Annotated in this window: 24 protein-coding genes and 5 tRNA genes; 28 read left to right on the forward strand and 1 reads right to left on the reverse strand. The window is 37.2% G+C overall.

Translation table 11 applies throughout. The annotated features are described in order from the left end of the window. The first annotated feature begins 29 nt into the window (after positions 1 to 29). The 24 genes from O3607_RS00960 to O3607_RS01075 all read left to right on the forward strand — a co-directional run bounded on the left by O3607_RS00960 (position 30) and on the right by O3607_RS01075 (position 18,030). A complete protein-coding gene (locus tag O3607_RS00960; RefSeq protein WP_060924672.1) occupies positions 30 to 866 on the forward strand; it encodes a transketolase in 837 nt (278 codons plus the stop codon). After that, the gene (locus tag O3607_RS00965; RefSeq protein ID WP_024066927.1) at positions 866 to 1,798 is read left to right on the forward strand and encodes a transketolase family protein; all 933 of its coding nucleotides are present in this window, start codon (positions 866 to 868) and stop codon (positions 1,796 to 1,798) included. Before O3607_RS00960 ends, O3607_RS00965 begins: the two co-directional genes overlap by 1 nt. 14 nt (positions 1,799 to 1,812) lie before the next feature. Continuing rightward, entirely contained in the window at positions 1,813 to 2,499 is a 687-nt protein-coding gene (ftsE, locus tag O3607_RS00970) for a cell division ATP-binding protein FtsE (protein ID WP_024066928.1), read from the forward strand. Continuing rightward, complete coding sequence (gene ftsX, locus O3607_RS00975) at positions 2,489 to 3,376, forward strand: permease-like cell division protein FtsX (protein WP_024066929.1); 888 nt, start codon at positions 2,489 to 2,491, stop codon at positions 3,374 to 3,376. The genes ftsE and ftsX overlap by 11 nt, the downstream gene beginning before the upstream one ends. Further along, complete coding sequence (locus O3607_RS00980) at positions 3,376 to 4,581, forward strand: murein hydrolase activator EnvC (RefSeq protein WP_105094305.1); 1,206 nt, start codon at positions 3,376 to 3,378, stop codon at positions 4,579 to 4,581. The genes ftsX and O3607_RS00980 overlap by 1 nt, the downstream gene beginning before the upstream one ends. A 1-nt stretch (position 4,582) precedes the next feature. After that, on the forward strand, positions 4,583 to 5,722 hold the full coding sequence (locus O3607_RS00985; protein WP_105094306.1) for a S41 family peptidase: 1,140 nt from the start codon (positions 4,583 to 4,585) through the stop codon (positions 5,720 to 5,722). A gap of 17 nt (positions 5,723 to 5,739) precedes the next feature. Further along, positions 5,740 to 7,011, forward strand: a complete 1,272-nt coding sequence (gene obgE, locus O3607_RS00990; RefSeq protein ID WP_129822968.1) for a GTPase ObgE — start codon at positions 5,740 to 5,742, stop codon at positions 7,009 to 7,011. An 8-nt stretch (positions 7,012 to 7,019) separates the two neighbouring features. Then, the gene (gene yhbY / locus O3607_RS00995; RefSeq protein ID WP_024066152.1) at positions 7,020 to 7,304 is read left to right on the forward strand and encodes a ribosome assembly RNA-binding protein YhbY; all 285 of its coding nucleotides are present in this window, start codon (positions 7,020 to 7,022) and stop codon (positions 7,302 to 7,304) included. Between the two features lie 66 nt (positions 7,305 to 7,370). Further along, complete coding sequence (gene proB / locus O3607_RS01000) at positions 7,371 to 8,492, forward strand: glutamate 5-kinase (protein ID WP_129822969.1); 1,122 nt, start codon at positions 7,371 to 7,373, stop codon at positions 8,490 to 8,492. A 9-nt stretch (positions 8,493 to 8,501) separates the two neighbouring features. Further along, positions 8,502 to 9,761, forward strand: a complete 1,260-nt coding sequence (locus O3607_RS01005) for a glutamate-5-semialdehyde dehydrogenase (protein WP_060924667.1) — start codon at positions 8,502 to 8,504, stop codon at positions 9,759 to 9,761. Between the two features lie 139 nt (positions 9,762 to 9,900). Beyond that, positions 9,901 to 10,515, forward strand: coding sequence for a nicotinate-nucleotide adenylyltransferase (gene nadD / locus O3607_RS01010; RefSeq protein WP_024066149.1), 615 nt, complete (start codon positions 9,901 to 9,903; stop codon positions 10,513 to 10,515). Between the two features lie 3 nt (positions 10,516 to 10,518). Continuing rightward, the gene (gene yqeK / locus O3607_RS01015; RefSeq protein WP_129822970.1) at positions 10,519 to 11,088 is read left to right on the forward strand and encodes a bis(5'-nucleosyl)-tetraphosphatase (symmetrical) YqeK; all 570 of its coding nucleotides are present in this window, start codon (positions 10,519 to 10,521) and stop codon (positions 11,086 to 11,088) included. Between the two features lie 12 nt (positions 11,089 to 11,100). Further along, entirely contained in the window at positions 11,101 to 12,222 is a 1,122-nt protein-coding gene (locus O3607_RS01020; protein WP_119208207.1) for an LCP family protein, read from the forward strand. A 12-nt stretch (positions 12,223 to 12,234) separates the two neighbouring features. Then, positions 12,235 to 12,597, forward strand: coding sequence for a ribosome silencing factor (gene rsfS, locus O3607_RS01025; RefSeq protein WP_024066146.1), 363 nt, complete (start codon positions 12,235 to 12,237; stop codon positions 12,595 to 12,597). 1 nt (position 12,598) lies between these two features. After that, entirely contained in the window at positions 12,599 to 13,507 is a 909-nt protein-coding gene (locus O3607_RS01030; protein WP_129822971.1) for a S1 RNA-binding domain-containing protein, read from the forward strand. Between the two features lie 5 nt (positions 13,508 to 13,512). After that, a complete protein-coding gene (trkA, locus tag O3607_RS01035; RefSeq protein WP_129822972.1) occupies positions 13,513 to 14,853 on the forward strand; it encodes a Trk system potassium transporter TrkA in 1,341 nt (446 codons plus the stop codon). A 12-nt stretch (positions 14,854 to 14,865) separates the two neighbouring features. Continuing rightward, the gene (locus tag O3607_RS01040) at positions 14,866 to 16,353 is read left to right on the forward strand and encodes a TrkH family potassium uptake protein (RefSeq protein ID WP_129822973.1); all 1,488 of its coding nucleotides are present in this window, start codon (positions 14,866 to 14,868) and stop codon (positions 16,351 to 16,353) included. Between the two features lie 13 nt (positions 16,354 to 16,366). Next, complete coding sequence (locus tag O3607_RS01045) at positions 16,367 to 16,963, forward strand: MBL fold metallo-hydrolase (RefSeq protein WP_129822974.1); 597 nt, start codon at positions 16,367 to 16,369, stop codon at positions 16,961 to 16,963. Positions 16,964 to 17,013: 50 nt separating this feature from the next. Further along, positions 17,014 to 17,089 (forward strand) — tRNA-Asp (locus tag O3607_RS01050). 5 nt (positions 17,090 to 17,094) lie between these two features. Beyond that, positions 17,095 to 17,170: transfer RNA gene (locus O3607_RS01055), tRNA-Phe, on the forward strand. A gap of 7 nt (positions 17,171 to 17,177) precedes the next feature. Next, a tRNA-Gly gene (locus O3607_RS01060) sits at positions 17,178 to 17,252 on the forward strand. 9 nt (positions 17,253 to 17,261) lie between these two features. Then, positions 17,262 to 17,336, forward strand: a tRNA-Cys gene (locus tag O3607_RS01065). A 14-nt stretch (positions 17,337 to 17,350) separates the two neighbouring features. Then, positions 17,351 to 17,439, forward strand: a tRNA-Leu gene (locus tag O3607_RS01070). A 135-nt stretch (positions 17,440 to 17,574) separates the two neighbouring features. Then, a complete protein-coding gene (locus O3607_RS01075) occupies positions 17,575 to 18,030 on the forward strand; it encodes a DUF523 domain-containing protein (protein ID WP_129823248.1) in 456 nt (151 codons plus the stop codon). A 94-nt stretch (positions 18,031 to 18,124) separates the two neighbouring features. Here O3607_RS01075 and O3607_RS01080 read toward each other — a convergent pair whose 3' ends face one another. Further along, positions 18,125 to 19,957, reverse strand: coding sequence for a phosphoethanolamine transferase (locus tag O3607_RS01080; protein WP_129822975.1), 1,833 nt, complete (start codon positions 19,955 to 19,957; stop codon positions 18,125 to 18,127). Between the two features lie 166 nt (positions 19,958 to 20,123). Between O3607_RS01080 and O3607_RS01085 the strand changes: the two genes are divergently transcribed. Genes O3607_RS01085 through O3607_RS01100 form a run of 4 tightly spaced genes read left to right on the forward strand, consistent with a single transcriptional unit; the run spans position 20,124 to position 23,345 of the window. Then, complete coding sequence (locus O3607_RS01085; protein WP_024065984.1) at positions 20,124 to 20,849, forward strand: ScpA family protein; 726 nt, start codon at positions 20,124 to 20,126, stop codon at positions 20,847 to 20,849. Positions 20,850 to 20,861: 12 nt separating this feature from the next. Next, the gene (scpB, locus tag O3607_RS01090; protein WP_024065983.1) at positions 20,862 to 21,371 is read left to right on the forward strand and encodes an SMC-Scp complex subunit ScpB; all 510 of its coding nucleotides are present in this window, start codon (positions 20,862 to 20,864) and stop codon (positions 21,369 to 21,371) included. Position 21,372: 1 nt separating this feature from the next. Further along, on the forward strand, positions 21,373 to 22,101 hold the full coding sequence (locus O3607_RS01095; protein WP_024065982.1) for a pseudouridine synthase: 729 nt from the start codon (positions 21,373 to 21,375) through the stop codon (positions 22,099 to 22,101). After that, entirely contained in the window at positions 22,098 to 23,345 is a 1,248-nt protein-coding gene (locus O3607_RS01100) for an NAD(P)/FAD-dependent oxidoreductase (protein ID WP_024065981.1), read from the forward strand. The genes O3607_RS01095 and O3607_RS01100 overlap by 4 nt, the downstream gene beginning before the upstream one ends. Positions 23,346 to 23,347 lie beyond the last annotated feature (2 nt).

The raw sequence follows: 23,347 nt of genomic DNA on the forward strand, positions 1-23,347 counted from the left end.
TTGGATCTAATCCAGAAAGTGAGGTCTCTATGGCTACATTAACACAAGATGTTAAACAACTAGTTCAAGAGAAGGCAAAAGCTATTCGCGTGAGTATTGTTCAGTCTGTAACGGCAGCGAAATCTGGTCACCCAGGTGGTTCTCTATCCATCGCCGATGTGATGGCCTTGTTGTACTATGTAGAAATGAATGTAGATCCAGCAAATCCAAAAGCTCCTAATAGAGATCGCTTTGTCCTTTCTAAAGGTCATGCAGCGCCTGCATTATATGCTACATTGGCTGAAAAAGGTTACTTTTCTAAAGATGAACTTTTGAATTTACGTAAAATTGACCATATGTTACAAGGTCACCCTGATATGAAACATATTCCAGGTGTTGATATGTCCACTGGTTCCTTGGGTCAAGGTATCTCTGCAGCATGCGGCATGGCATTGGCTGGTAAAATCGACAATGCAGATTACCGTGTTTATTCCATTCTTGGTGATGGTGAACTTGAAGAAGGTCAAGTGTGGGAAGCCGCTATGTTTGCTGGCCATTACAAACTCAATAACTTAACTGCTTTTGTTGACTTTAATGGTCTTCAAATTGATGGGGATATTACTAAAGTTCTTTCTCCATTGCCTATTCCTGAGAAATTTAAAGCTTTTAACTGGAATGTTATTGAAGTAAATGGTCATGATCTTGATGAACTTCATAATGCTATTGAAGCAGCTAAAGCTTTCACAGAAGGCCCAACTTGCATTGTAATGCATACTGTAAAAGGTAAGGGCGTTGAAGAAATGGAAGGCCAAGCAGGATGGCATGGCAAAGCACCAAGCGCTGAGCAAGGTATAGCCTTTGTTAATGAAATTATGGGGGTACAATAATGGGTAAAGCAACACGTGAAGCATATGGTAATGCGTTAGCTCGCATCGGTAAAGAAAATACAAATATTATCGTATTAGATGCAGATTTATCAAAATCTACTAAAACTGATACATTTAAAAATGTTTGCCCTGAACGTTTCTTTAATGTAGGTATTGCAGAACAAAATTTGATTTCTGTTGGTGCAGGTCTTGCAGCAGCTGGTAAAACCCCATTTGTTTCTTCCTTTGCAATGTTTGCAACAGGTCGTGCATTTGAACAAATTCGCAATGCTGTATGCTATCCAAAATTGAATGTAAAAGTTTGTGCTACACATGCGGGTATTACAGTAGGTGAAGATGGTGCTACACATCAAAGCTTGGAAGATATTTCTTGTATGCGTACACTACCTAATATGACAGTAGTAGTACCTGCGGATGAACGTGAAACAGAAGCTGTAGTTGAATGGGCTGCATCTTATGAGGGTCCTGTATACGTTCGTTTGGGCCGTGCTGGTGTAGATGATGTAACAGCTGAAGGTTATACTTTTGTACCTGGTAAATCTACTACTTTAGTTGAAGGTTCTGATGTAACAATTATCGCTTGTGGTGCTTTGGTTGGTCCTGCTGTTGAGGCGGCAAAAACCTTAGCTGAATCTAATGTATCTGCTCGCGTTATTAATATGGCATCTATCAAACCAATTGATGCAGATGCAATCGTAAAGGCAGCTACTGAAACAGGTGCTATTGTTACAGCTGAAGAACATAATATCATTGGTGGCCTAGGCTCTGCTGTGTCTGAAGTTGTTGTTGCTAATAAGCCAGTACCTATGGAATTCGTTGGTGTTCGAGATACATTTGGGGAGAGTGGTACACCAAAAGAATTAATGGCTAAATATGGCTTAACAGCAAAAGACATTGTAGAAGCAGTAAAACGTGTAATCACTCGTAAATAATCAAAGGGGATCCCATGATTGAATTTAAGAATGTTAGTAAAGTCTATGATAATGGTTCTGTTGCATTAGACGATGTGTGTTTAACTATAAATGACGGAGAATTTGTCCTCATTTGTGGTCACAGCGGTGCAGGGAAATCAACTCTATTTAAATTATTAACTCATGAAGTAGTACCTGATGCTGGTACTGTTATAGTTGATGATTTTGATGTTACGCGTATGAAGCGTAGTAAAATTCCAAAATTACGTAGAAAACTTGGTGTTGTATTCCAAGATTTCCGGTTATTACCGAATAAAACGGTATCAGAGAATATTGCTTTTGCACTTGAAGTAATTGAAGAGAAACCAAAGGTAATTAAAGAAAAGGTAAGTCATGTACTAGAGCTTGTTGGGTTAACTGACAAGGCAAATGATTTACCAGAGGATCTATCTGGTGGTGAACAACAACGTGTTGCTATTGCCCGCGCCATTGTAAATCGACCTTCTGTGCTCATTGCTGATGAACCGACTGGTAATCTAGATCCTGATACAAGTAAAGGTATTGTAGATTTGTTTAAGCATATCAATAATTTTGGTACAACTGTTATTATGGTTACCCATAATATGGATCTTGTTTCGTATTTAAATAAACGTGTTATTCGTCTTAAAGATGGTCGCGTTCAAAGTGATAATATGAGAGGTGCTGAAATTAATGAAGCCTAGAACATTGAAATACTTTTTTAAAGAAGCCCTCAAATCTATGAAGCGTAACGGTCTTATGACGTTAGCATCTATTTCTACAGTGGCTTTATCTCTATTTATGCTTGGTGTATTCCTTTGCGGTGTTATCAATTTGAATAACATGGCATCTAGCTTAGAAAACCAAGTTCAATTGAGCATTTACTTAAAAGATGGTTTAACAACTGATCAAATTATGGCGGTAGGTAAGCAAATTAAAGCTATACCAAATCTTAAGCATTTGGAGTTTGTTAATAAAGAGCAAGCTATGAAGGAATTTAAAGCTCGCCTTGGTGATCAACAACAATTAGTAAATGCCCTAGGTGATGTAAATCCATTGCCAAATTCTTATGTATTAACTTTTGATAATCCTAGTGATGTTAAGGCTACAGCTAAATTAGCTACCACATTCCAAGGTGTTGAAAGTACACATTATGGTCAAGATATTGTGGAAGAACTCTTCCGTATAACTCAAGTTATCAGAATTGGTGGTATCGTATTAATTGCATTCTTAGCAGCAGCTACATTATTCATCATTTCTAATACAATTCGTTTGACTGTGTTCGCTCGTCGTAAAGAAATTGCCATCATGAAATATGTAGGTGCAACAAATGGCTTTATCCGTTGGCCATTCTTGATCGAAGGCATGTTATTAGGTCTAGTTGGAGCTATTATTGCCGTTCTTTGTGTAGGTGAATTCTACCATTTTATTACTATGGAAGTTTCCGAGTCTTTAGCATTCTTCCCATTAGTACCAATGTTCCCATTCTTCTATGATGTGGCTATCTATATTTTAGTTGGCGGTATTATAGTCGGTGCTATTGGTAGTACAATTTCTTTAAAACAATACATGAAGGTGTAATGTTTATGAAATACAACACAATCAAATCCCGTCTGGTGGCAACAATTTTAACAGGTATAGTAGTACTGGGAACACCACTATACATTGTTGCGGAAGATGAGGATTTAACGAATCAATTAGATTCAATTCAACAACAAGTTAATCAACAAAACTCTATTAAAGCTGATGCTGAAACTGTCATTGTTAGTGTATCTGAACAGTTGCGTCAAATTGAAGAGCAATTGCGTCAAGCTCAACAACAGTTAGAGTCTATTCAACAACAACGTGTAGCCGTTGAAAATGATATTACTGTTAATGAAAAGTTACTAGCAGAAGCACAAAAACGTTTAGAAGGACGTGAGTCCGTATTTTATAAGCGTGTACGTGATATTTATATCAATGGTCGTCTAAGTTATTTAGATGTTGTTATTGGTTCTAAAGACTTTAGTGATTTTGCAAATCGACTAGAGATTTTAAAACGCATTATTGATGCTGACATTAAATTAATCGATGAAATCAAAAAAGAACGTGCTGAAATTGCTGCACGTAAGCAAGCTCTTGAGCAATCTCGAGCTAAATTAGTGGAGCTTGAAAAGGCGGCAGTAGCTAAACAAGCTGAAATTGAACAAAAGAAGAAAGAACGGGAAGTCGTTCTTCAAAAAGCACAAAATGATCGTGCCACTGCAATGCAAGCTGTAGAAGAACTCAATGCTTCTTCCGCTCAAATTACTGCACTATTAAAAGCACGTCAAGCGGAACGTGCAGCGGCTCGTGCTGCTGCAGAAGCGGCGGCCGCAGCAGCAGCTCAACAGTCTGCACCAAGTTACTCTTGGGTGCAAGGTTCTGGTCAACTGGGTTGGCCTGTAAGTGGTGAAATTACTTCACCATATGGTTATCGTACACATCCAATTTGGGGAACAACAATTTACCATTCTGGTATAGATATTGGTGTTGATGAAGGTACACCTGTTCATGCTGCTGATGGTGGTACTGTTGTTTGGTCTGGTTGGATGGGCGGCTATGGTTATGCCGTAGTTATCGACCATGGTAATGGCATGTCTACCCTTTATGGCCATAATTCTGAGCTTGCTGTCTCTGAAGGACAAGATGTATCTAAAGGTCAAGTTATAGCCTATGCTGGTAGCACTGGTAATAGTACTGGGCCACACGTACATTTTGAAGTTCGTATAAGTGGGGATCCTGTGGATCCTATGGGATATTTATAATATGAAATTTGATACACGTACGGTGTTATGGAGCCTATTGAAATATATAGGCTCTGGCATCGTTATTATGTGGCTCATGTTTTGGTATCTATCTGGTTCATTCTGGGGGTTACCAAGACTATTTGTAGCCTACTATGCTGCGAGTCAAGTCTTTATGACACCTATGTCTAAAGCTACCCTTTATGATGGTATGTTAAAAGGTTTGATTGGCTCTTTGGGAGAGCCTCATAGTGTTTATTTAGATGCTGATGAATTTAAGTCCATGAAAATGCAAACATCTGGTACTTATGCTGGTGTAGGCATGGTTCTTGGGCATGATGATAAAGGTTTATATGCAGTTAGTATTATGGAAGATCAACCAGCTTTCAAAGCGGGCATTAAACCTGGAGACCATATTATTGCTATCAATGGTCAATCCACAAGTGATATAACTGTAGAAGATGCATCCTCTCGAATTCGCGGTGAGGCAGGTACTGTTGTAGCCCTTGATATAGAGCGCAATGGTGAAACATTGCACTTTGATATCACTCGTGAATCCATTGTGTTACCAACTGTTAAAAGTAAAATGCTTACAAGTACAGTGGGGTACATTCGTATCAGTCAATTCGCTGAAAATACAGCTGATGATTTTGAAACACAGTTTAAAGAATTGCAATCTCAAGGTATGAAGGAACTAGTATTAGATCTCCGAGATAATCCTGGTGGTTTGTTATCTACAACAGAAAAGATTTCCAACTATATTATGCCTCCAGGTACACTAGTAACGGTACAAAATCGAGCTGGTAAAAAAGATGTTTATAAGTCGAATGGCCCAGAAGTAGCTATGCCATTAGTAGTTCTTGTTAATAAAGGGTCTGCTAGTGCATCTGAAATTATAGCTGGTGCTATTCAAGACCGTAAACTAGGTACCATTTTAGGTACTAATACATATGGTAAAGGTACAGTTCAAACTATTTACCCTAGCCTTGATAATGAAGGCGTTAAGGTAACTATTGCTAAGTACCATACACCAAATGATCGTGTTATTGACGGCATTGGTATTAAACCAGATGTAGAGCTTGATTTACCAAAAGGTGTAAATCCATCTAGTACATTAGATGATATTCAAATTAAAAAGGCATTAGAGTTATTACAGCAATAATGCATAGGAGTTAAAATATGTTTATAGATAGAGCGCGTGTCTTTGTTAAGGCCGGTGACGGTGGGGATGGCATGTCTAGCTTCCGCCGTGAGAAATACGTGCCAAATGGCGGCCCTAGTGGCGGCGATGGTGGTAAAGGGGCAGACGTTATTTTTAAAGCGGACAAGAATATTAATACTCTTGTAGACTTTAGATATAAACGCCAGTTTAAGGCGCCTGCTGGTGGTAATGGTGAAAGCTCCAATAAGCATGGTCGCGGTTCTGAGCCACTTATTATCCCAGTTCCGTTGGGCACCGTAATTAAAGAAGAAGAAACAGGAAAAATTTTCTGTGATCTCGTTAACGATGGCGATATATTTGTTATTGCTAAAGGTGGTCGTGGGGGCCGTGGTAATGCACGTTTCCAAACAAGTGCTAACCGTGCACCGACATTTGCAGAAAAGGGTGAACCTGGTGAAGAGTTCTGGTTACAACTAGAACTAAAAGTATTAGCTGACGTTGGTTTATTAGGGTACCCATCTGTAGGTAAATCTAGTATTTTACGTAAGGTTTCTAAAGCTCAACCAGAGGTTGCGGCTTATCACTTTACTACATTGACACCTGTACTTGGGGTAGTAACAATCTCTGGGGACCGTAGTTTTGTACTCGCTGATATTCCTGGCCTTATTGAAGGTGCTAGCGAAGGTGTTGGTCTAGGACATAACTTCTTGCGTCACGTAGAACGTACTAATATTTTAATTCACGTCCTTGATGTATCTGGTATGGAAGGACGCGATCCAAAGATTGATTTTGATGCTATTAACGAAGAGCTTCGTAAATATTCTGAAAAATTAGCCAATAAAAAACAGATTGTTGCGCTCAATAAGATTGATATGGTCTTTGATGATACAACAATTCCTGATACAAAAAAATATTTTGAAGATAAAGGCTACGAAGTATTCCTTATCAATGCATTAAGTGGCGAAGGTTTACCAGAACTTATGGAACGAGCGTACTACTATGTAGAAAACTACGAGCCAGAACCGGAAGCAACTGATGATACAGTAGTATACGAAGCAAAACCAGATGTAGAATTCGTTATCACTCGTGGTGACGATGCTGCATTCTATATTACAGGTAAACGTATTGAACGTTTAGTAGCAATGACAAATTTAAGTGATGATCAATCTCTTCGTAGATTCCAACGCATTTGGCGCTTTATGGAGCTAGATGCTAAATTAAAAGAAAAAGGTTGTAAAGACGGTGATGAAGTTGTAATTGGCGATCAACGCTTTACATTCCAAGAGTAGGAGTAATAATGACAGGAAAACAAAAACGGTATTTACGTTCTTTGGCAGCAACAATGCCACCAGTAGTTCAAATTGGTAAAAATGGTTTAGAAAACAGTGTTATTGATAGTGCTCGCGCAGCCTTAATGGCTCGCGAATTAATCAAGGTGAAATTACACAACAATAGCCCTGAAGATAAGACGATTTTCCAAGAGTTAGCCGATATGTTAGGTGCTGAATTAGTCCAAGTTATTGGTTTTAATGGTGTTTTATATAAAGCTAAAAAAGAACCTAAAATTATTTTACCTAAGTAAATCGTCATATTACTAAATTTTATTATAGTGGGAACGTCATAACCTGTTGGCCTAGGAGGTTAATCTATGCGCAGTGCTATCATCGACGCAAAAAGAATAGTAGTTAAAGTAGGCAGTAGTACGCTATGTTATGTTAATGGACATTTAAACTTAGAGCGCATAGAAAGATTAGTACGCCAATTATCAGATTTAGCTAATCAAGGTAAAGAGGTTATCCTTGTTTCTTCTGGTGCAACGGGAGCTGGCCTTGCTCCTCTAGGATTTAAAGAAAAACCTAGAGACCTTGTTTTGAAACAAGCTGCTGCAGCGGTAGGACAAGGTATCCTTATCCATATGTATGAGCGTATGTTTCGTGAATATGGTCGTACAGTAGGTCAAATTCTATTAACAAAAGAAGATAGTACAGGCCGCCATAGTTATCTAAACTTACGCAATACACTACATACGTTATTGCAACTCAATGTTATTCCTATTATCAATGAAAATGACGTAGTTGCTATTGAGGAATTTAAAATTGGTGATAATGATACTTTATCTGCTACTGTGGCAGGCATTGTAGATGCTGATTTGCTTATCATCTTATCCGATATTGAAGGATTATATACAGCTAATCCAGCAACTCATCCTGATGCAACATTGATAGAAGTCGTTTCTGAAATTACTGATGAAACCTATGCTATTGCAGGTGGAGCTGGATCTAATATGGGTACAGGTGGCATGTATACCAAGATAAAGGCAGCCCATATGGCTACAAACTCTGGTGTACCTATGGTAATTACATCCGGTGAAGTAGAGGATTCTGTGCGACGCGTATGTAAGGGTGAAAATATTGGTACCCTCTTTGAAGCACATGATGCTGGCTTATCAGGAAAACATCACTGGCTTGCCTTTGGTAAACGATTAAAAGGGTCAATCACTATTGATGATGGTTGCGCTTGTGCTGTATTAGATAAAGGTGCTAGTATTTTACCAGCTGGTATTATTGATGTAGATGGGGCATTTGGGCCTGGTGATACAATCTCTATTTACCATGATGGTAAAGAAATCGGTCGAGGTCTTATTAACTATGGCATCGAAGATATGAAGGCCATTAAAGGTCATAATACAAATGATATAGCTCAAATTTTAGGAATTAATACAACCTATGATGAAGCAATACATCGTAATAATCTAGTTTTATTACATTGAGGATATCCTATGAACCAGTATGAAGAAATTTGTAAAGATATGGGTCAAAGAGCTAAAGTGGCATCTTTTGAATTAGCTCAAATTGATCAAGGTACATTAGATTCTGCATTATTGGCAATCGCTGATGCTGTAGAAGCACAAACCGATGAAATTATGGCCGCTAATCAATTAGATCTAGATAAATCTGGGGATTATAATGTACCTCAAACTATGATAGATCGATTAACATTGACACCTAGCCGTATTTCTCAAATGGCTGAAGGTGTTCGTCAAGTGGCCTCTATTGAAAGTCCAGTTGGTTCAGTTATAGAAACAATTACACGTCCTAATGGTTTAGTTATTGAAAAAAGAGCAGTGCCTTTTGGTGTTATTGGCATTATATTTGAAGCTCGTCCAAATGTGACTATCGATGCAGGGGTCCTCTGTTTAAAAACTGCAAATGCTACGATATTACGCGGTGGTAAAGAGGCATTCCATACTAACCAAATTATTGTGTCTATTATGCGCAATACCTTAGAAACACTAGGCATTACGCCAGATGCGATTCAACTCGTGGAGGTTCTAGATCGAGAGATGGTTGGCGTATTACTACAACAACGTGAATATATTGATGTTGTTATTCCACGTGGTGGAGCAGGACTCATTCGCCGTGTTGTTAATGAAAGTAGTATTCCTGTAATTGAAACGGGGAGTGGTGTATGTCATACCTTTGTCGATGAATATGCCAATCTAGATATGGCGTTAGAAATTGCTATTAATGCAAAGGTACAGCGTCCATCTGTATGTAACTCTATGGAGACTCTATTAGTACATCAAGCTGTAGCTGCTGAGTTTTTACCTCGTCTTGATGTGGCGTTACAAGAATATGGGGTACGAATTCACGGCGATAATGCTGTAGCTCAATATATGGGTAATACTATTCCTTTAACAGATGATTCTTTCAATACAGAATATAATGATATGGACTTAAATGTACGTATTGTTGATACTCTTGAGGAAGCAATCGATCATGTGAATTTATATTCTACACATCATTCAGAAGCTATAGTAACAGATGAACCAATGCGTGCAAAAGTATTTATGAACTTAGTAGATTGTTCTACAGTTTATCACAATGCATCAACTCGTTTTACTGATGGTTTTGAATTTGGTTTTGGTGCGGAAATTGGTATTAGTACCCAAAAGCTTCATGCTCGCGGACCAATGGGATTACAAGCACTAACATCATATAAATACTTTGTATTTGGAGAAGGCCAAGTTCGAAAGTGAAGACCGTATATTACTTAATAAGGGCATACTACAGATATATTCAGACTCCAAAAGGTCGATACGAATGGATATCCTATGGAAAGGCATTGCTCTTGTTTATCGTTATCTGTGTCATTGTCATTAAGGGTGTGGCATTATTATGGTAGAGAAACGTCGTATAGGAATCATAGGTGGAACATTTAATCCTATCCATTTAGGGCATCTAATGATTGCTGAGGTTGCTTGTGAAAGCTTTAACCTAGAAAAGGTAATTTTTGTACCTGCCAAGGTTCCGCCTCACAAACAACATGATGTAATAGATAGTCGTCATCGATATGCTATGACGGCAGCAGCCGTATCAGATAATCCTAATTTTGAGATTTCTGATGTAGAGATGCGTCGAGAAGGCCCTTCGTATACAGTTGATACTATTCAACATTTTAAGGTCCTTTATGGACCAAATATTGAATTTTACTTTATCGCTGGTACTGATACAATTCGTGCATTACCAACGTGGAAGTTTATTGAGGAATTATTAGATGAGGTCCACTTTATTGGCGCTACAAGACCTGATGGATCAAGTGCAATTGACGAAACATTAGCGATTTTAGGCCCTAAAGCACGTGAAAAAATACATCTTATGGAGGTTCCTGAGATGAAATTATCTGCTACGTATTTACGAGAACGTCTACGTTCTGGTAAAACAGTTCGATATATGTTGCCAAAATGTGTGGTGGAATATATTGAGGAACACCATATTTATGGGAAGGAATAAAGGATGTTATCATTTGATGAAATACAACTTAGCGTGAGTCAATGGCTGAGCAAGAAACGATTTAAGCATACTCTTGGCGTTGTGGAATCGGCTACTCATTTAGCTAAGCTTTATGGCGTTGATGTGGAAAAGGCTAGATTAGCCGCATTACTACATGATTGCGCTAAAGAATTGCCTTTACAGGATATGCAAAATCTTGTGAAAAGTGAATCTTATGATGCTGATCAACAATTATTAAGTAATGGCAATCTTTTACATGGTTTAGCTGGTATGATTCGAGCAAAAAAAGAATTTTCTATATCTGATGATGAGGTTTTAGAAGCCATTCGAGTTCATACGACTGGAAAGGTACATATGTCTACGCTAGATAAGGTGATATTTTTAGCAGATTATATTGAGCCTAATCGAGATTTTCCCGGTGTGGATGAGTTGCGTAACGTTTCAGAACTAGATTTAGATAAGGCTGTATTGCTTGGTTTTGATAATACTATTATTCATCTTATTGAGCAAAATTTATCGATTTATCCGTTGACCATTCTTGGTCGTAATGATGTGTTACAATCTTGTAAATAATGGAGTTTATATATGGAAGAACGTGAACGAGCAAGAGCTCGCCGTCGTAGAAGAAGACGTCAACAAAAGTCATCTGTTAAATGGCCTAGATTTATAGTAGCTGTTATTGTAGTACTTGCCCTACTTGGGGGTATAGGCTATGGTTTGTATACTGGGGTATCTTATGTGTATAGAGCTGTTACAGGTACTACTGAGACAACTGATACAGCTGTAGATAATGGAAATAAACAAGATGGTAATACTGTATCTGTAGAACAAAAAGGGTTAGATAAACCATTATACATTCTTGTTGTCGGTACTGATGATAATAATCCTAGTCAAAGTGATAGTCTATTCTTGTTATCCATTAATTTAGATCAAAAAACAATGGATGTTATTGGCATTCCTAGTAATAGTAAAATTGATAATAGAGATCAGACCGATGCAAGTATGCTCAATAGCATCTATGAAAAAGGTGGTATTGATCTAACAAAGGCTGTCATTGAAGATATGTTCCATATTTCTATACCATATTATGTTGTAGTTAATCAAAATGCTTTCAAAAAGACTAACGATGTATTAGGAAATCAACAAATCTATGTAGAACAGACTATGGAACACGTAGATGCAGAGGGAAATAAAGATATTGATTTGCAACGAGGATATCAAACATTAGATAGTGATAAGGCTTTATCCTATTTACGATATTCTGATCCAAAACACGATACATTTACACGTGTACAACGACAAGAAAGATTTTTGAAACTATGGGTAGAAGAAGAGCATAATTCATTCTTCTTAACAAATGCATGGCATATTTGGAGAATTTGGGATCATTATGATAGTAATATTTCTACATTAGATGCTATTAAGCTTGTGTATAATGCTAGCAAAATTAATAAGGAAGAGATTCATTTCTATATTCTTCCTGGTGAAAAAGAGTTAGTTGGCGATATGACATATTGGAAGGTAAATCCAACAGAAGCACAACGATTAGTAGGCATTACGATGGGAAATCTACCAGCCAATGAAATGACACAATTTGTTACAGCTCCAACTAATAGTACAGCCAAGGTTGCACCTGAATCAGAACATAATGGTGGTACTATCACAAAGCCATCAGAACCGGGTGATGAGAGTACTAATAAACGTTAAAAGGGGAATAGTATGAAAAATAAAGAAGAAGTTAAACAAATCGTATTACAATTAGCACAAGCTGCTTTTGATAAAAAAGGCAGAGATATCGAAATTCTCGATTTAGAAGGTGTATCTATGTTAGGGGATTACTTCCTAATTGCTAGTGCAAATAATATTAAGCAATCTCAGAGTATTGCTGATGAAATGGAAGATAAAGCAGCAGAATTGGGCATGACAGTAAATCATAGAGAAGGTTATCGCGAAGGTGAATGGATTTTACTTGATTTTGGCGATATTATTTGTCATGTCTTTGGTGGTGATGAGTTGCGAGAATTCTACGGTTTAGAAGAATTATGGAATGATGCAGTTCGAGTTCCATTTGAAGGAGTATAGTATGGCTACAGAATTGTTGGAAAATACAATTGCCACATTAAAAGTATTGCGTACTAGTGATCAAGGGGCTTTTCTAGATGGTCAAACTGGCAATACAAATGATGATATTTTGCTTCATAAGGATCAACAAACATCTCCTGTTGCCATTGGTGATGAAGTAGAGGTATTTTTATATCGCGATCCAAAGGGGCGTTTGACTGCTTCTATGCGTTTACCAGCGATGAAGGTAGGCCAAATTGGGTATGTTGAGGTAATCAATACTACAAACTTTGGCTGTTTCGTAGAGGTTGGTACTGAGCGTGGTATCTTCATGCCTCACGCAGAGATGCGTGGTCGTCCTCAAGTGGGCGAAAAAGTTTGGGTTCGACTCTATACAGATAAATCTGGTCGTTTTGCAGTATCTATGGATGTTGATGACGAAATGCGTCGCGCATCTAAGGCTGCTACAGATGCTAAAGTAGGACAACTTGTTAAAGGCGCTATCTACAACTTGACTAGTGATGGGGCATTCTTCATCACTCCTGAACGATGGATTGCCTTTTTACATCGTTCTGAGATGACTAGAAAATTAAAAGTAGGAGAAATGGTTGAAGGTCGTGTTACCTTTAAACGTGATGATGGTCGTATCAACGTATCTATGCGTCCTACTAAGGAAAAGGCACTCATTTCTGATGGAGACATTATAATGGAGTACCTTCTTAATCGTGGAGGCAAGATGCCATATAGCGATGAATCTTCTGCGATGTTGATTAAAGATAAATTTAATATCAGTAAAGCTGCCTTTAAGCGTGCTTTAGGGCATTTGATGAAAGAGAAAAAAATTGTTCAAGATGATGGTTGGACATTGTTAACTGAAACAGGACGTCAATGGACACCTCCTGTTGGTAATGAATCACAAGAAGAGGAATAAAGGCGATGAAAATTGTCATTGTAGGTGCTGGTAAGGTTGGCTATTCCTTGGCACAACGCTTGATACAAGATAATCATGATGTATATGTAATTGATCGTTCTCCAGAACGTATACAAAATCTTGAAAATACACTAGATGTTAGCCTTGTTCAAGGAAATGGCAGTGATATACAATTGCTCAACGAAATCGGTATGGATGATGTAGGAATGTTTATTGCTGTTACCGATTCTGATGAAGTAAATATGTTATCTTGTTCTGTAGCTAAAATTACAGGTGTTCCTACAACGATTGCTCGTGTGCGAGATAATACTGTAGCAGAACATATGGATGATGAGATGCGTGCTAAATTAGGGGTCGATTTATTTATCAATCCTGAAATGGTTACGGCTCAAGAGCTTTTACAAATTCTAGAGACTCCATCAGCTATTGATGTAGAAGAATTTGGCCAAGGTTCTGTACGCCTTATGGAATTTAAGATTACAGATGATATTCCATTAATAGGTCAACCTTTAAAAGATATTAAATTCCCTGAAGGTGTTTTACTAGTAGGGGTTTTACGGTATGGTGAAATGATTATTCCCCATGGTGAAAGTATTCTACAAGTTGATGACAGTGTATTCTTCTTAGGCTTAAAAGAGTCTGTTGAAGAAGTAGAAAATCTTTGGTTCCATAATCACAGTACATTTTATAAACGGGCTGTTATCATTGGGGCTGGTCTATTAGGTAGAAATCTAACAGTTCTTTTAGAACAAGCGGGATTCTCTGTTAAGGTCATTGAAAAAGATTTTAACCGCTGTGAAAAACTTGCTAATCTTGTAGATAAGTCTATGGTTATCAATGGAGATGCTACAGACTTTGACCTTTTAGAAGCAGAAGAAATTGCAGATAGTGATGTTATAATTGCTGTTACAGATGATGATAAGCTCAACTTGCTTGTTGCTCTTGTCGGCAAGCATATGGGCATACCAAAGACAGTTGTGCGCGTAGGTCGACCTGAATACATTATGCTTATGGAACAAGTGGGTATTGATGTTGTATTCTCGCCACGTTTATTTACAGCGAGTCAAATTTTACGTTTCGTGCGTAGTGGAGAAGGTGTTTTATCTATTTCGACCTTTGAAGGTGGAAAAGCGGAATCTATAGAGGTTGCCATTACAAGTGAATCACCTGTGGCTGGTAAACAACTAAAAGACATTCGTTTACCAGGGAAGGCGTTAGTTGGTGTAATTTTACGTGGTGATGAAGCCATCGTACCACGTGGTAATACTGAAATCTTAGATGGAGATCACATTGTTCTATTTGCGTTACCTGAATCTGTAAGTAAATTACTTAAATATCTTACCTAGTATGGAGGGACTATGCGCATTCAAATTGTCATGTCCTTAGTGGGGCGATTATTATATATATTTGGGATTTTTACATTAATTCCTTTTATATATGGTATCGTATTTGAAACTGCATATTGGTCGTTTTTGGTTACTACTGGTATTTCATTTGGCTTAGGTGGACTTTTATCCTATTATGGTCATGAAAGTCAAAGCTTTAGTCTTCGTGATGGGTTTTTAGTTGTATCAGCTACATGGATATTAACTATTATCTTAGGTTCCTTACCATTTATTCTTAGTGGTATATTAACCAATGTATTTGATGCTCTATTTGAAGCTACATCAGGGATTACAGCAACTGGTGCTACAATTATTAATAGCGTAGACGATTTACCTAAGACATATGTTTTATGGCGTGGACTAATGCACTGGATTGGTGGGATGGGGATTATTGTCCTTATCTTATCGTTCTTAAAGAACTTAGGTGCAGATGCAGCTCATATGTTTAATGCAGAAGCATCGGTACCAAAACCTGGTGTTGTTATGCCTCGTATTCAATCAATGGCCTCTAAACTTTGGCGTTTATATGTTGCTTTTACCGCCATTTGTTTCGTTATGCTATGGGCTGGTGGTATAGAGCCTTTTGATGCATTAAATTATGCATTTTCCATTATTGCTACAGGTGGTTTTGCACCTACATCTGCAGGTACATTTATTTATGAACAAAGCAACTATATCTGTTTTGTATTTATATTTTTCATGATACTTGCTGGTGGTAATTTTGCAGTATATTATAATGCACTGCAAAGAGGCATTCGCGTTTTGATTGATGATTTTGAAACACGTATGTATTGGCTAGTTATTTTTATTGGAATTGCTATAATATCAATTTCGATGGCAGTACAATCAAATATTAATGATCCAATTCAAATCTTTAGAGATGTTTCCTTTAATTATGTATCGATTCAAACTGGTAGTGGATTTGCTGTAAGCGATTATGATTTGTGGCCAGCCGCTGCACAGATGATGTTATTTATTTCATCATTTTTTGGTGGTTGTAGTGGTTCTACAACAGGGGGCGTAAAAATTATTCGCCTCATTATTCTAATTAAGAGCAGCATTATTTATTTAAGAAAATCAATTCATCCTGAGATGGTACAAGTCGTGCGCATTAATGGTAAACCGATGCCTACTAAATGGATACAGATGGCACAGCAATTTTTATTTTTATATTTAATGATTTACGTTATATCTGTTTTCCTTATGACTTGTACTGGAATGTCTACTTATGATGCGATGCAAATTATAACAGCTTTTCTTAGTAATGTTGGCATTGGATTTGGTGGTTTTGGGCCTACAGATGCCTTTGGTAGTATGTCTGATGGTGCTAAATGTGTAGCCATGGTAGACATGTTATTAGGTCGTTTGGAATTATTTACAATTCTTGTTATGCTTCATCCTCAATTCTGGGAAGGGTATTTTATAAAAAAACAATCTGCTAAACGGTATCGTATCCTATAGGAGGGCGAATAATATGAATATTATAAAACGCCCTCTAGGGCTTTATAAAGCAAATTGTTATGTATTAATTAAAGATGGAAAATCTCTTATTATTGATCCCGGGTTTCATAGTAAGCATATAATTGAAATGGTAGGAGATTCTGAGCCTTTAGCAGTATTATTAACACATGGTCATTGTGATCATGTATCGGCTCTTGATGAGGTTTGTGAGTATTATAATATTCCTGCTTATTTACATCCTTTGGATCAAGAGTTATTACAACTAATCCGACGTAGACCTAGTGTATATAAAAAGAAGATGTACACGAATTGTAAAGATTTAGTGGCCGGTAAATTAGAAGTAGGGCCTTTTATAATAATGGTACATCATACACCAGGCCATAGTGCTGGCTCAGTTTGTTTGGAGATTGGTGGACATCTTTTTTCTGGAGATACTTTATTCAAACAAAATGTAGGAAATACCGATAACTACAAGAGTAATCCCCGTGATTTAATCATTAGTTTGAAGCATATATTAACATTATCAAAGGATTTAATTGTCGAACCAGGACATAAAGAATCTACAACATTAAAAGATGAAGAAGAATTCATCAAAAATATTGTAGGATAGTGTTGACAAAAGTCCTGATAACCGATATACTAAGCAAGTACTTTGGATACGGCCCCGTGGTGTAGCGGTTAACATGTCGCCCTGTCACGGCGAAGATCGTCAGTTCAAATCTGATCGGGGTCGCCATTCATGCCTCGGTAGCTCAGTTGGTAGAGCAACGGACTGAAAATCCGTGTGTCGACAGTTCGATTCTGTCCTGAGGCACCATGTACATGCGGGAATAGCTCAGCGGTAGAGCACCGCCTTGCCAAGGCGGGGGTCGCGAGTTCGAATCTCGTTTCCCGCTCCAACTTTATATGGCGGCATAGCCAAGCGGTAAGGCAGAGGTCTGCAAAACCTTTATTCCCCAGTTCGATTCTGGGTGCCGCCTCCACAATCGTTACCCATGCCGGGGTGGCGGAACAGGCAGACGCAACGGACTTAAAATCCGTCGGTTGGAAACAACCGTACCGGTTCGATTCCGGTCCTCGGCACCAATTAAGACTAACTTCGGTTAGTCTTTTTTTCTTATTTAAATCTAGATTTTAAATGTGTATAATTTAAAAATATGAAAGTGCGTTTGTTATTAGAATGGCATAGTTTAAATACGATTATCTATGTTTAATAAAGTTATGAATAATAAAGCAAAATTATTAATTAGTGAATGTTTATGTGGCGTATCCTGTCGTTATGATGGAAAAGATAATCTTATAGAACAGTTACCACTGTTAAAGGATACTTTTGATCTAGTAACCGTATGTCCAGAAGTATTAGGTGGGCTTAGCACACCTCGTGATCCTGCGGAACGACAAGGTAAACGTGTATGTACGGCTAATGGAACTGATGTAACCACAGAATTTCATAAAGGAGCTCAAATTGCATTGCATATAGCAATGCAACAGGGATGTAAGCAGGCTCTAATGAAAGCAAAAAGTCCTAGTTGCGGTTATAAGCGTATTTATGATGGTACCTTTAGTAAAACCCTGCGAGAGGGGAACGGATGTACTGTAGAGGCCTTATTAATGAATAATATAGAGGTTTATACGGAAGAAGAAATTGACTTATTAATGGAACAAAAAAAGAGATGAGTTTTTAACTCATCTCTTTTTTCGTGTTAGTGAAACCTAAACTACATTATACTAACATAATAAAATGCATTTATATTACTGAAAATGTTAAGGTTTATTTTCCTGCGTTTACAGGATCATTAGTTAATGGTTGTTCCCCTAGTAAGGTAGTTAGGTTATGTAAATTGAATCGATACTTACCATTACTAAAGTCTCTTGTTACATCATACCGTTGATTAGGTGCGTGCATAAGACCAATCAATGTGTCATATAGTAAATCATTTGTAAAGTATTGATGTTCGTGTTTAGAGAGTTCTTTTGCTGTTTGAGGATACTCAGCACGATATTGAGGTGATAAATATATCCAGAATGGAATATGAGTCATAACAAAGTCAAATGTATCTGGATTATGAGATTTATCCAAGCTTTCACCATGGTCAGAGAAATACACCATGGCTTGTAAGTTTAATTTTTCCTTACCATAAGTATAAATCTGTTGTAATAACCAGTCTGTATATAATTGGCTGTTTGCATATGCTTCTTGGCCATCTGGATATGGACCTTGTTTCCATTTACTAAATTCATGTGGATAACGGTCATTGTAGTAAATATGACTACCCATGATATGAATGACGATGAAGTTATTTTTACTTGGATCAACAGACTGTAATAATGGTAAGAGTGATTCATCATAGCGATCAGAGAAAGCATAGGATTCATGTGACCATTTAGTGGTATCTGCTGTTTTAGCCATTAATGAAATAGCTGTATCATATTCGCCAAATACACCTTGGTTACTAAACCAAGAAGTAGTATATCCTGCTTTTTTAGCAACATCTAAAATATTCGCAGAATCGAGGAATGGTTTATCATCATATTGATTACGTTCAGATAGAGCACGTTCGAGGGTAGGTACTGTTTGTACGTATGATGAATATGCGTTATCAAAGAAAACAAAATCTTTATTATCTGCACGCATAGTACCTTGCCATGGCGTATCATCATAAGGGAAGTTTGGATTATATACCTTCATATAATCACGAGAACTAGATTCACCGATAACTAATATGATAGTACCTGGTGTTTTACTAGCAGAAGTTTCCTTTGTATCCAAATTGAAGGAATCGAATACTAAATGATGGTTATCATTATATTGTTGCATTTGTTTTACATAGTCGCCAGCTGCAATCCAGTTTGCTACAATACATGTTTTCGGGAATAAGAAGAATGGTACGTATACTAAGAATGCTACTATGGATGCAATGAGCAATGTGGAGCGCATAGGTCGTGTAGTATTCAAGTTTACTACCGCTTTCATTCCTAGATTAGACCAATAGAGTAGATAGGTCCATATTACAAGGCCAATACCAACAGCGATAAGACCAGGAATACCAGCAGCATTTTTTAAGAAACCAAATGCTTCTTCAGGATTTGTCATGTATACTGCTAGTAAACTAGCTGGCGTTAAACAATGCCATGTAGTTAGATAGTATCCTATTTGTAAGAATGGGATAAGGCTCAATATCATGGTAATAATTGCCATGATTAATGATGTAGTTTTATGGAGACGATTCGTTTGGTTCAGTAAAAATTGAATCCCCGATAAACCCATAAAGATTAATAAGCCAAATAAAAAATCATTAGCAAATTCATAAAAATATAAAGGTTTTACATAGGACCAGTGGAACAAAAGTGGGAATGTAAGGGCCCAAAGAATACCGACTAAGCCATATCCCAAAAATGGTCTATGAAAAACGGTACATCCCATAAAATATTGAAATAAAAAAGTACCTACAATTGTTGGTACTGCTAAAATCGTTATATCTTCAACATCTAGACCTAGTGTAATAGGTTCATAGATGAAAAATAGAGCTATATATAAAGCAATACCAATGATACCAAAGCGAAAGATGGGGTTTCTCCCAATTTGCTTTAAATTAGATGACATAATAAATCCCCTCTTGAAGGAATACACAATAATTTATTTCTATAATATATAATAATTACTATAATAAAGATAGCAGATGACTGTAAAAAAAACAATTATTTGAAAGTACTACTATAAATGCTTTATAATTATATAGTTAAAGTATATTTTCTAAGGATTGGGGTTTATGGGAGATTATAATTACAAGTTGGATGTCTTTGAAGGTCCTTTGGACTTGCTTTTGCATCTTATTGAAAAACATAAAATAGAAATCACCGATATTCCTATCGTTGAAATTACGAGTCAATACTTGGAATATTTAGATAATTGGAATCACTTTGATATTCATTATAGTAGTGAGTTTCTTGTAATGGCTTCTACTTTGTTACAAATTAAATCGCGTATGCTATTACCTAAAGCTGAACCTGAGCCGGAGGATGCTGAAGATCCACGTGATGAATTGGTAGCTAAATTAGTAGAGTTTAAAAAAATCAAAGATTTTACAGCTATATTGATGGAACGTACAGCTGTATCCGCCAACATATTTAGTAGACCTGAAGAAACAAGCGTACTTGGGATAGACAATGTATATAGTTTAGAACTTTCCCGATTATATGAGATTTTTTATCAGACTATAAAACGCGCTAAGGAATTACCTGAAGAGGAGCCTATTCGCGAGGTCAAAGTTGAAAAAGACAGTTATAGTTTAGAGGATATGATTTTGTCTTTATCTAGTCGAGTACGACGTGGTGAAAGTTTATATTTTAGAGAGTTATTAATAGCAATTGAAACAAAAAGTGGTATGGTAACAATCTTTATGGCTGTTTTAGAATTGTTGAAGCAACAAGTTATGGAAATGCGCTATGAAGAGGATGATATTATATTCACTGCAGCCTTAGAAGGTACCGTATAGAAAGGGGGCTATATGAGCTTACCAACAATGCATTTAGAGGCCGTGTTATTCTCATCGGCAAAACCTATATCAATAGAAATGCTTGAAGAAGTATTTGAACTTTCAAAAGAGGAAGTACAAGATTATATAGATACATTACAACGGGAACTAGAAGAGAAAAATCGCGGCATCCGTTTGAGAGTATCTGGAGCAGGTATTGAGTTAGTTAGTGCCATGGAAAGTGCTGACTATGTAGGGCATATCCGTAAGAGAGAAGATAAATTATCTAATGCAGCGATGGAAACATTAGCTGTCATAGCCTATAAACAACCTATAACTAAAGCTGAAATTGAAGAAATCCGCGGTGTAAATAGTGATAAGATTATTAAACAATTACTCACTCGATCTCTTATTGCGGAACTAGGTCATAAAGATACTGTAGGAAGACCTATTCTTTACGGAACAACTGACGAGTTTTTAAGAAGTGCTGGCGTAGAATCTATTGAGGCTTTACATCAAGAAGTTTCAGAAACAGAAGGATAATATGGAACGATTACAAAAATTTATTGCTAGTTGTGGTGTAGCATCACGACGCAAGGCAGAAGAATTGATTACAGAAGGAAAAGTTCAGGTTAATGGTCGTAGAATCACTGAATTAGGTGTGAAAATTGATCCTCAAAAGGATAAAGTTAAGGTTAATGGTCAATTATTAGCCCAAGAGAAACCAGTTTATTACTTGTTAAATAAACCAAAGGGGGTTATTACATCTGTGTCTGACCCTCAAGGTCGTGAAACTGTTATAGATTATATTAAAAATGAATCAAAACGAATCTATCCAATAGGTCGCCTTGACTTATATACAGAAGGGTTATTGTTGTTGACTAATGATGGTGAGTTGGCTCAAAACTTAACTCATCCGTCTAAGGGCGTAGAAAAAACATATGAGGTGCGTATTAAGGGCCGTGTTCGTGATGAAGATTTACAGGTTATTGCCAATGGTGTAGCACTGGAAGATGGTATAACAGCTCCTGCAACAATTGTAGATCTCGGTTTTGATGATCATAATGGTGTTCATGAAGTAGAAATTACAATCCATGAAGGTCGTAATCGCCAAGTTCGTCGTATGTTTGAACACTTTGGGTACCGTATTCATAACTTAAAACGAATTGCCTATGCTGGGCTTACCTTAGGTGGTGTTAAACGTGGTGGTTCTCGTCAGCTTACAATTCGTGAAGTAAAAGCTCTAAAAGCGTTAGGAGCAGGTAAGGAATGAAACAAATTGTAGTCATTGGCGGTGGTGCAGCAGGTCTTATGGCAGCTGTTATAGCTGGTCGTGAAGGGGCACGTGTCATCTTACTAGAAAAAATGAATATGGTTGGTAAGAAGATGGGCATTACAGGTAAAGGTCGCTGTAATATTACAAATAGTGCAGATATGACCGAGTTCATTAAAAATACGCCTGGTAATGGTAAGTTCCTATATGGCGCTTATGAACGCTTTAGTAATGAAGACTTGCTTGAATTATTACATAGTTGGGGCTTAAAAACTAAGGTTGAACGAGGGGGACGTGTATTCCCAGAATCTGATTCTGCTTTAGAAGTACGCAATATATTCATGAAAATCCTTAAAAAGTATAAAGTACAAGTTCATTTAAATGAACCTGTTACATCAATTACTGTTGAGGATGGTCGTGTTGTAGGAGTTACAACAGATAAGGAACAATATGCTTGTGATGCCGCTATCATTTGTACCGGTGGTGCCTCTTATCCGTTAACTGGTTCTACTGGTGATGGATATGCTTTAGCTAAAAAAATTGGTCATACCGTTACAGATATAAGACCATCATTGGTACCAATTGTAACAGGGGAATCTTGGGTAAAAGATATTATGGGGCTTAGTCTTCGTAATGTTGAGGTATCCGTTATTTCGAAAAATAAGTTACAAGCAAAACAATTTGGGGAAATGATGTTCACTCATTTTGGCCTTACGGGTCCTACAATCTTGTCTTTAAGTCATACAGTAGGCAAATTGTTGCGTAAGAAAAATCCACAAATCACTATTGAAATAAATCTGAAGCCTGCATTAACTGCAGAAGTTTTAGACAAACGCTTACAGAAGGATTTTGATTTATATTCAAAAAAACAATTAGCTAATGGGATGAAAGATTTGTTACCTGTCAATCTGATTCCGATTGTGATAAACCTTGCTGAATTAGATCCAAGTAAACCCATTAATCAAATTACAAAAGAAGAACGTATGCGTTTATGTCATGTATTACAACATATGACATTAACTGTAAAGGAGTTACGCCCTGTAGCAGAAGCAATTGTTACAGCCGGTGGTATTTCGTTAAAAGAGTTTAGTCCCAAAACCATGGAATCTAAATTGGTGAAAGGCTTATATGGTGCTGGTGAGGTTCTAGATATTGATGCCTTTACGGGCGGCTATAATTTACAAGCTGCTTTTTCCACTGGTTATGTGGCGGCAATGCATGCTGTACATGGTGATGAAGAATAGAG

Origin of the sequence: Veillonella sp. 20925_1_51, from assembly GCF_041431445.1 — a bacterium.
GTDB classification, from domain to species: Bacteria; Bacillota; Negativicutes; order Veillonellales; family Veillonellaceae; genus Veillonella; species Veillonella nakazawae.

Coding starts and splice junctions, on each gene's coding strand:
- O3607_RS00960 (WP_060924672.1), top strand. CDS start 30: ATGGCTACATTAACACAAGATGTTAAACAACTAGTTCAAGAGAAGGCA.
- O3607_RS00965 (WP_024066927.1), top strand. CDS start 866: ATGGGTAAAGCAACACGTGAAGCATATGGTAATGCGTTAGCTCGCATC.
- ftsE (WP_024066928.1), top strand. CDS start 1,813: ATGATTGAATTTAAGAATGTTAGTAAAGTCTATGATAATGGTTCTGTT.
- ftsX (WP_024066929.1), top strand. CDS start 2,489: ATGAAGCCTAGAACATTGAAATACTTTTTTAAAGAAGCCCTCAAATCT.
- O3607_RS00980 (WP_105094305.1), top strand. CDS start 3,376: ATGTTTATGAAATACAACACAATCAAATCCCGTCTGGTGGCAACAATT.
- O3607_RS00985 (WP_105094306.1), top strand. CDS start 4,583: ATGAAATTTGATACACGTACGGTGTTATGGAGCCTATTGAAATATATA.
- obgE (WP_129822968.1), top strand. CDS start 5,740: ATGTTTATAGATAGAGCGCGTGTCTTTGTTAAGGCCGGTGACGGTGGG.
- yhbY (WP_024066152.1), top strand. CDS start 7,020: ATGACAGGAAAACAAAAACGGTATTTACGTTCTTTGGCAGCAACAATG.
- proB (WP_129822969.1), top strand. CDS start 7,371: ATGCGCAGTGCTATCATCGACGCAAAAAGAATAGTAGTTAAAGTAGGC.
- O3607_RS01005 (WP_060924667.1), top strand. CDS start 8,502: ATGAACCAGTATGAAGAAATTTGTAAAGATATGGGTCAAAGAGCTAAA.
- nadD (WP_024066149.1), top strand. CDS start 9,901: ATGGTAGAGAAACGTCGTATAGGAATCATAGGTGGAACATTTAATCCT.
- yqeK (WP_129822970.1), top strand. CDS start 10,519: ATGTTATCATTTGATGAAATACAACTTAGCGTGAGTCAATGGCTGAGC.
- O3607_RS01020 (WP_119208207.1), top strand. CDS start 11,101: ATGGAAGAACGTGAACGAGCAAGAGCTCGCCGTCGTAGAAGAAGACGT.
- rsfS (WP_024066146.1), top strand. CDS start 12,235: ATGAAAAATAAAGAAGAAGTTAAACAAATCGTATTACAATTAGCACAA.
- O3607_RS01030 (WP_129822971.1), top strand. CDS start 12,599: ATGGCTACAGAATTGTTGGAAAATACAATTGCCACATTAAAAGTATTG.
- trkA (WP_129822972.1), top strand. CDS start 13,513: ATGAAAATTGTCATTGTAGGTGCTGGTAAGGTTGGCTATTCCTTGGCA.
- O3607_RS01040 (WP_129822973.1), top strand. CDS start 14,866: ATGCGCATTCAAATTGTCATGTCCTTAGTGGGGCGATTATTATATATA.
- O3607_RS01045 (WP_129822974.1), top strand. CDS start 16,367: ATGAATATTATAAAACGCCCTCTAGGGCTTTATAAAGCAAATTGTTAT.
- O3607_RS01075 (WP_129823248.1), top strand. CDS start 17,575: ATGAATAATAAAGCAAAATTATTAATTAGTGAATGTTTATGTGGCGTA.
- O3607_RS01080 (WP_129822975.1), bottom strand. CDS start 19,957: ATGTCATCTAATTTAAAGCAAATTGGGAGAAACCCCATCTTTCGCTTT.
- O3607_RS01085 (WP_024065984.1), top strand. CDS start 20,124: ATGGGAGATTATAATTACAAGTTGGATGTCTTTGAAGGTCCTTTGGAC.
- scpB (WP_024065983.1), top strand. CDS start 20,862: ATGAGCTTACCAACAATGCATTTAGAGGCCGTGTTATTCTCATCGGCA.
- O3607_RS01095 (WP_024065982.1), top strand. CDS start 21,373: ATGGAACGATTACAAAAATTTATTGCTAGTTGTGGTGTAGCATCACGA.
- O3607_RS01100 (WP_024065981.1), top strand. CDS start 22,098: ATGAAACAAATTGTAGTCATTGGCGGTGGTGCAGCAGGTCTTATGGCA.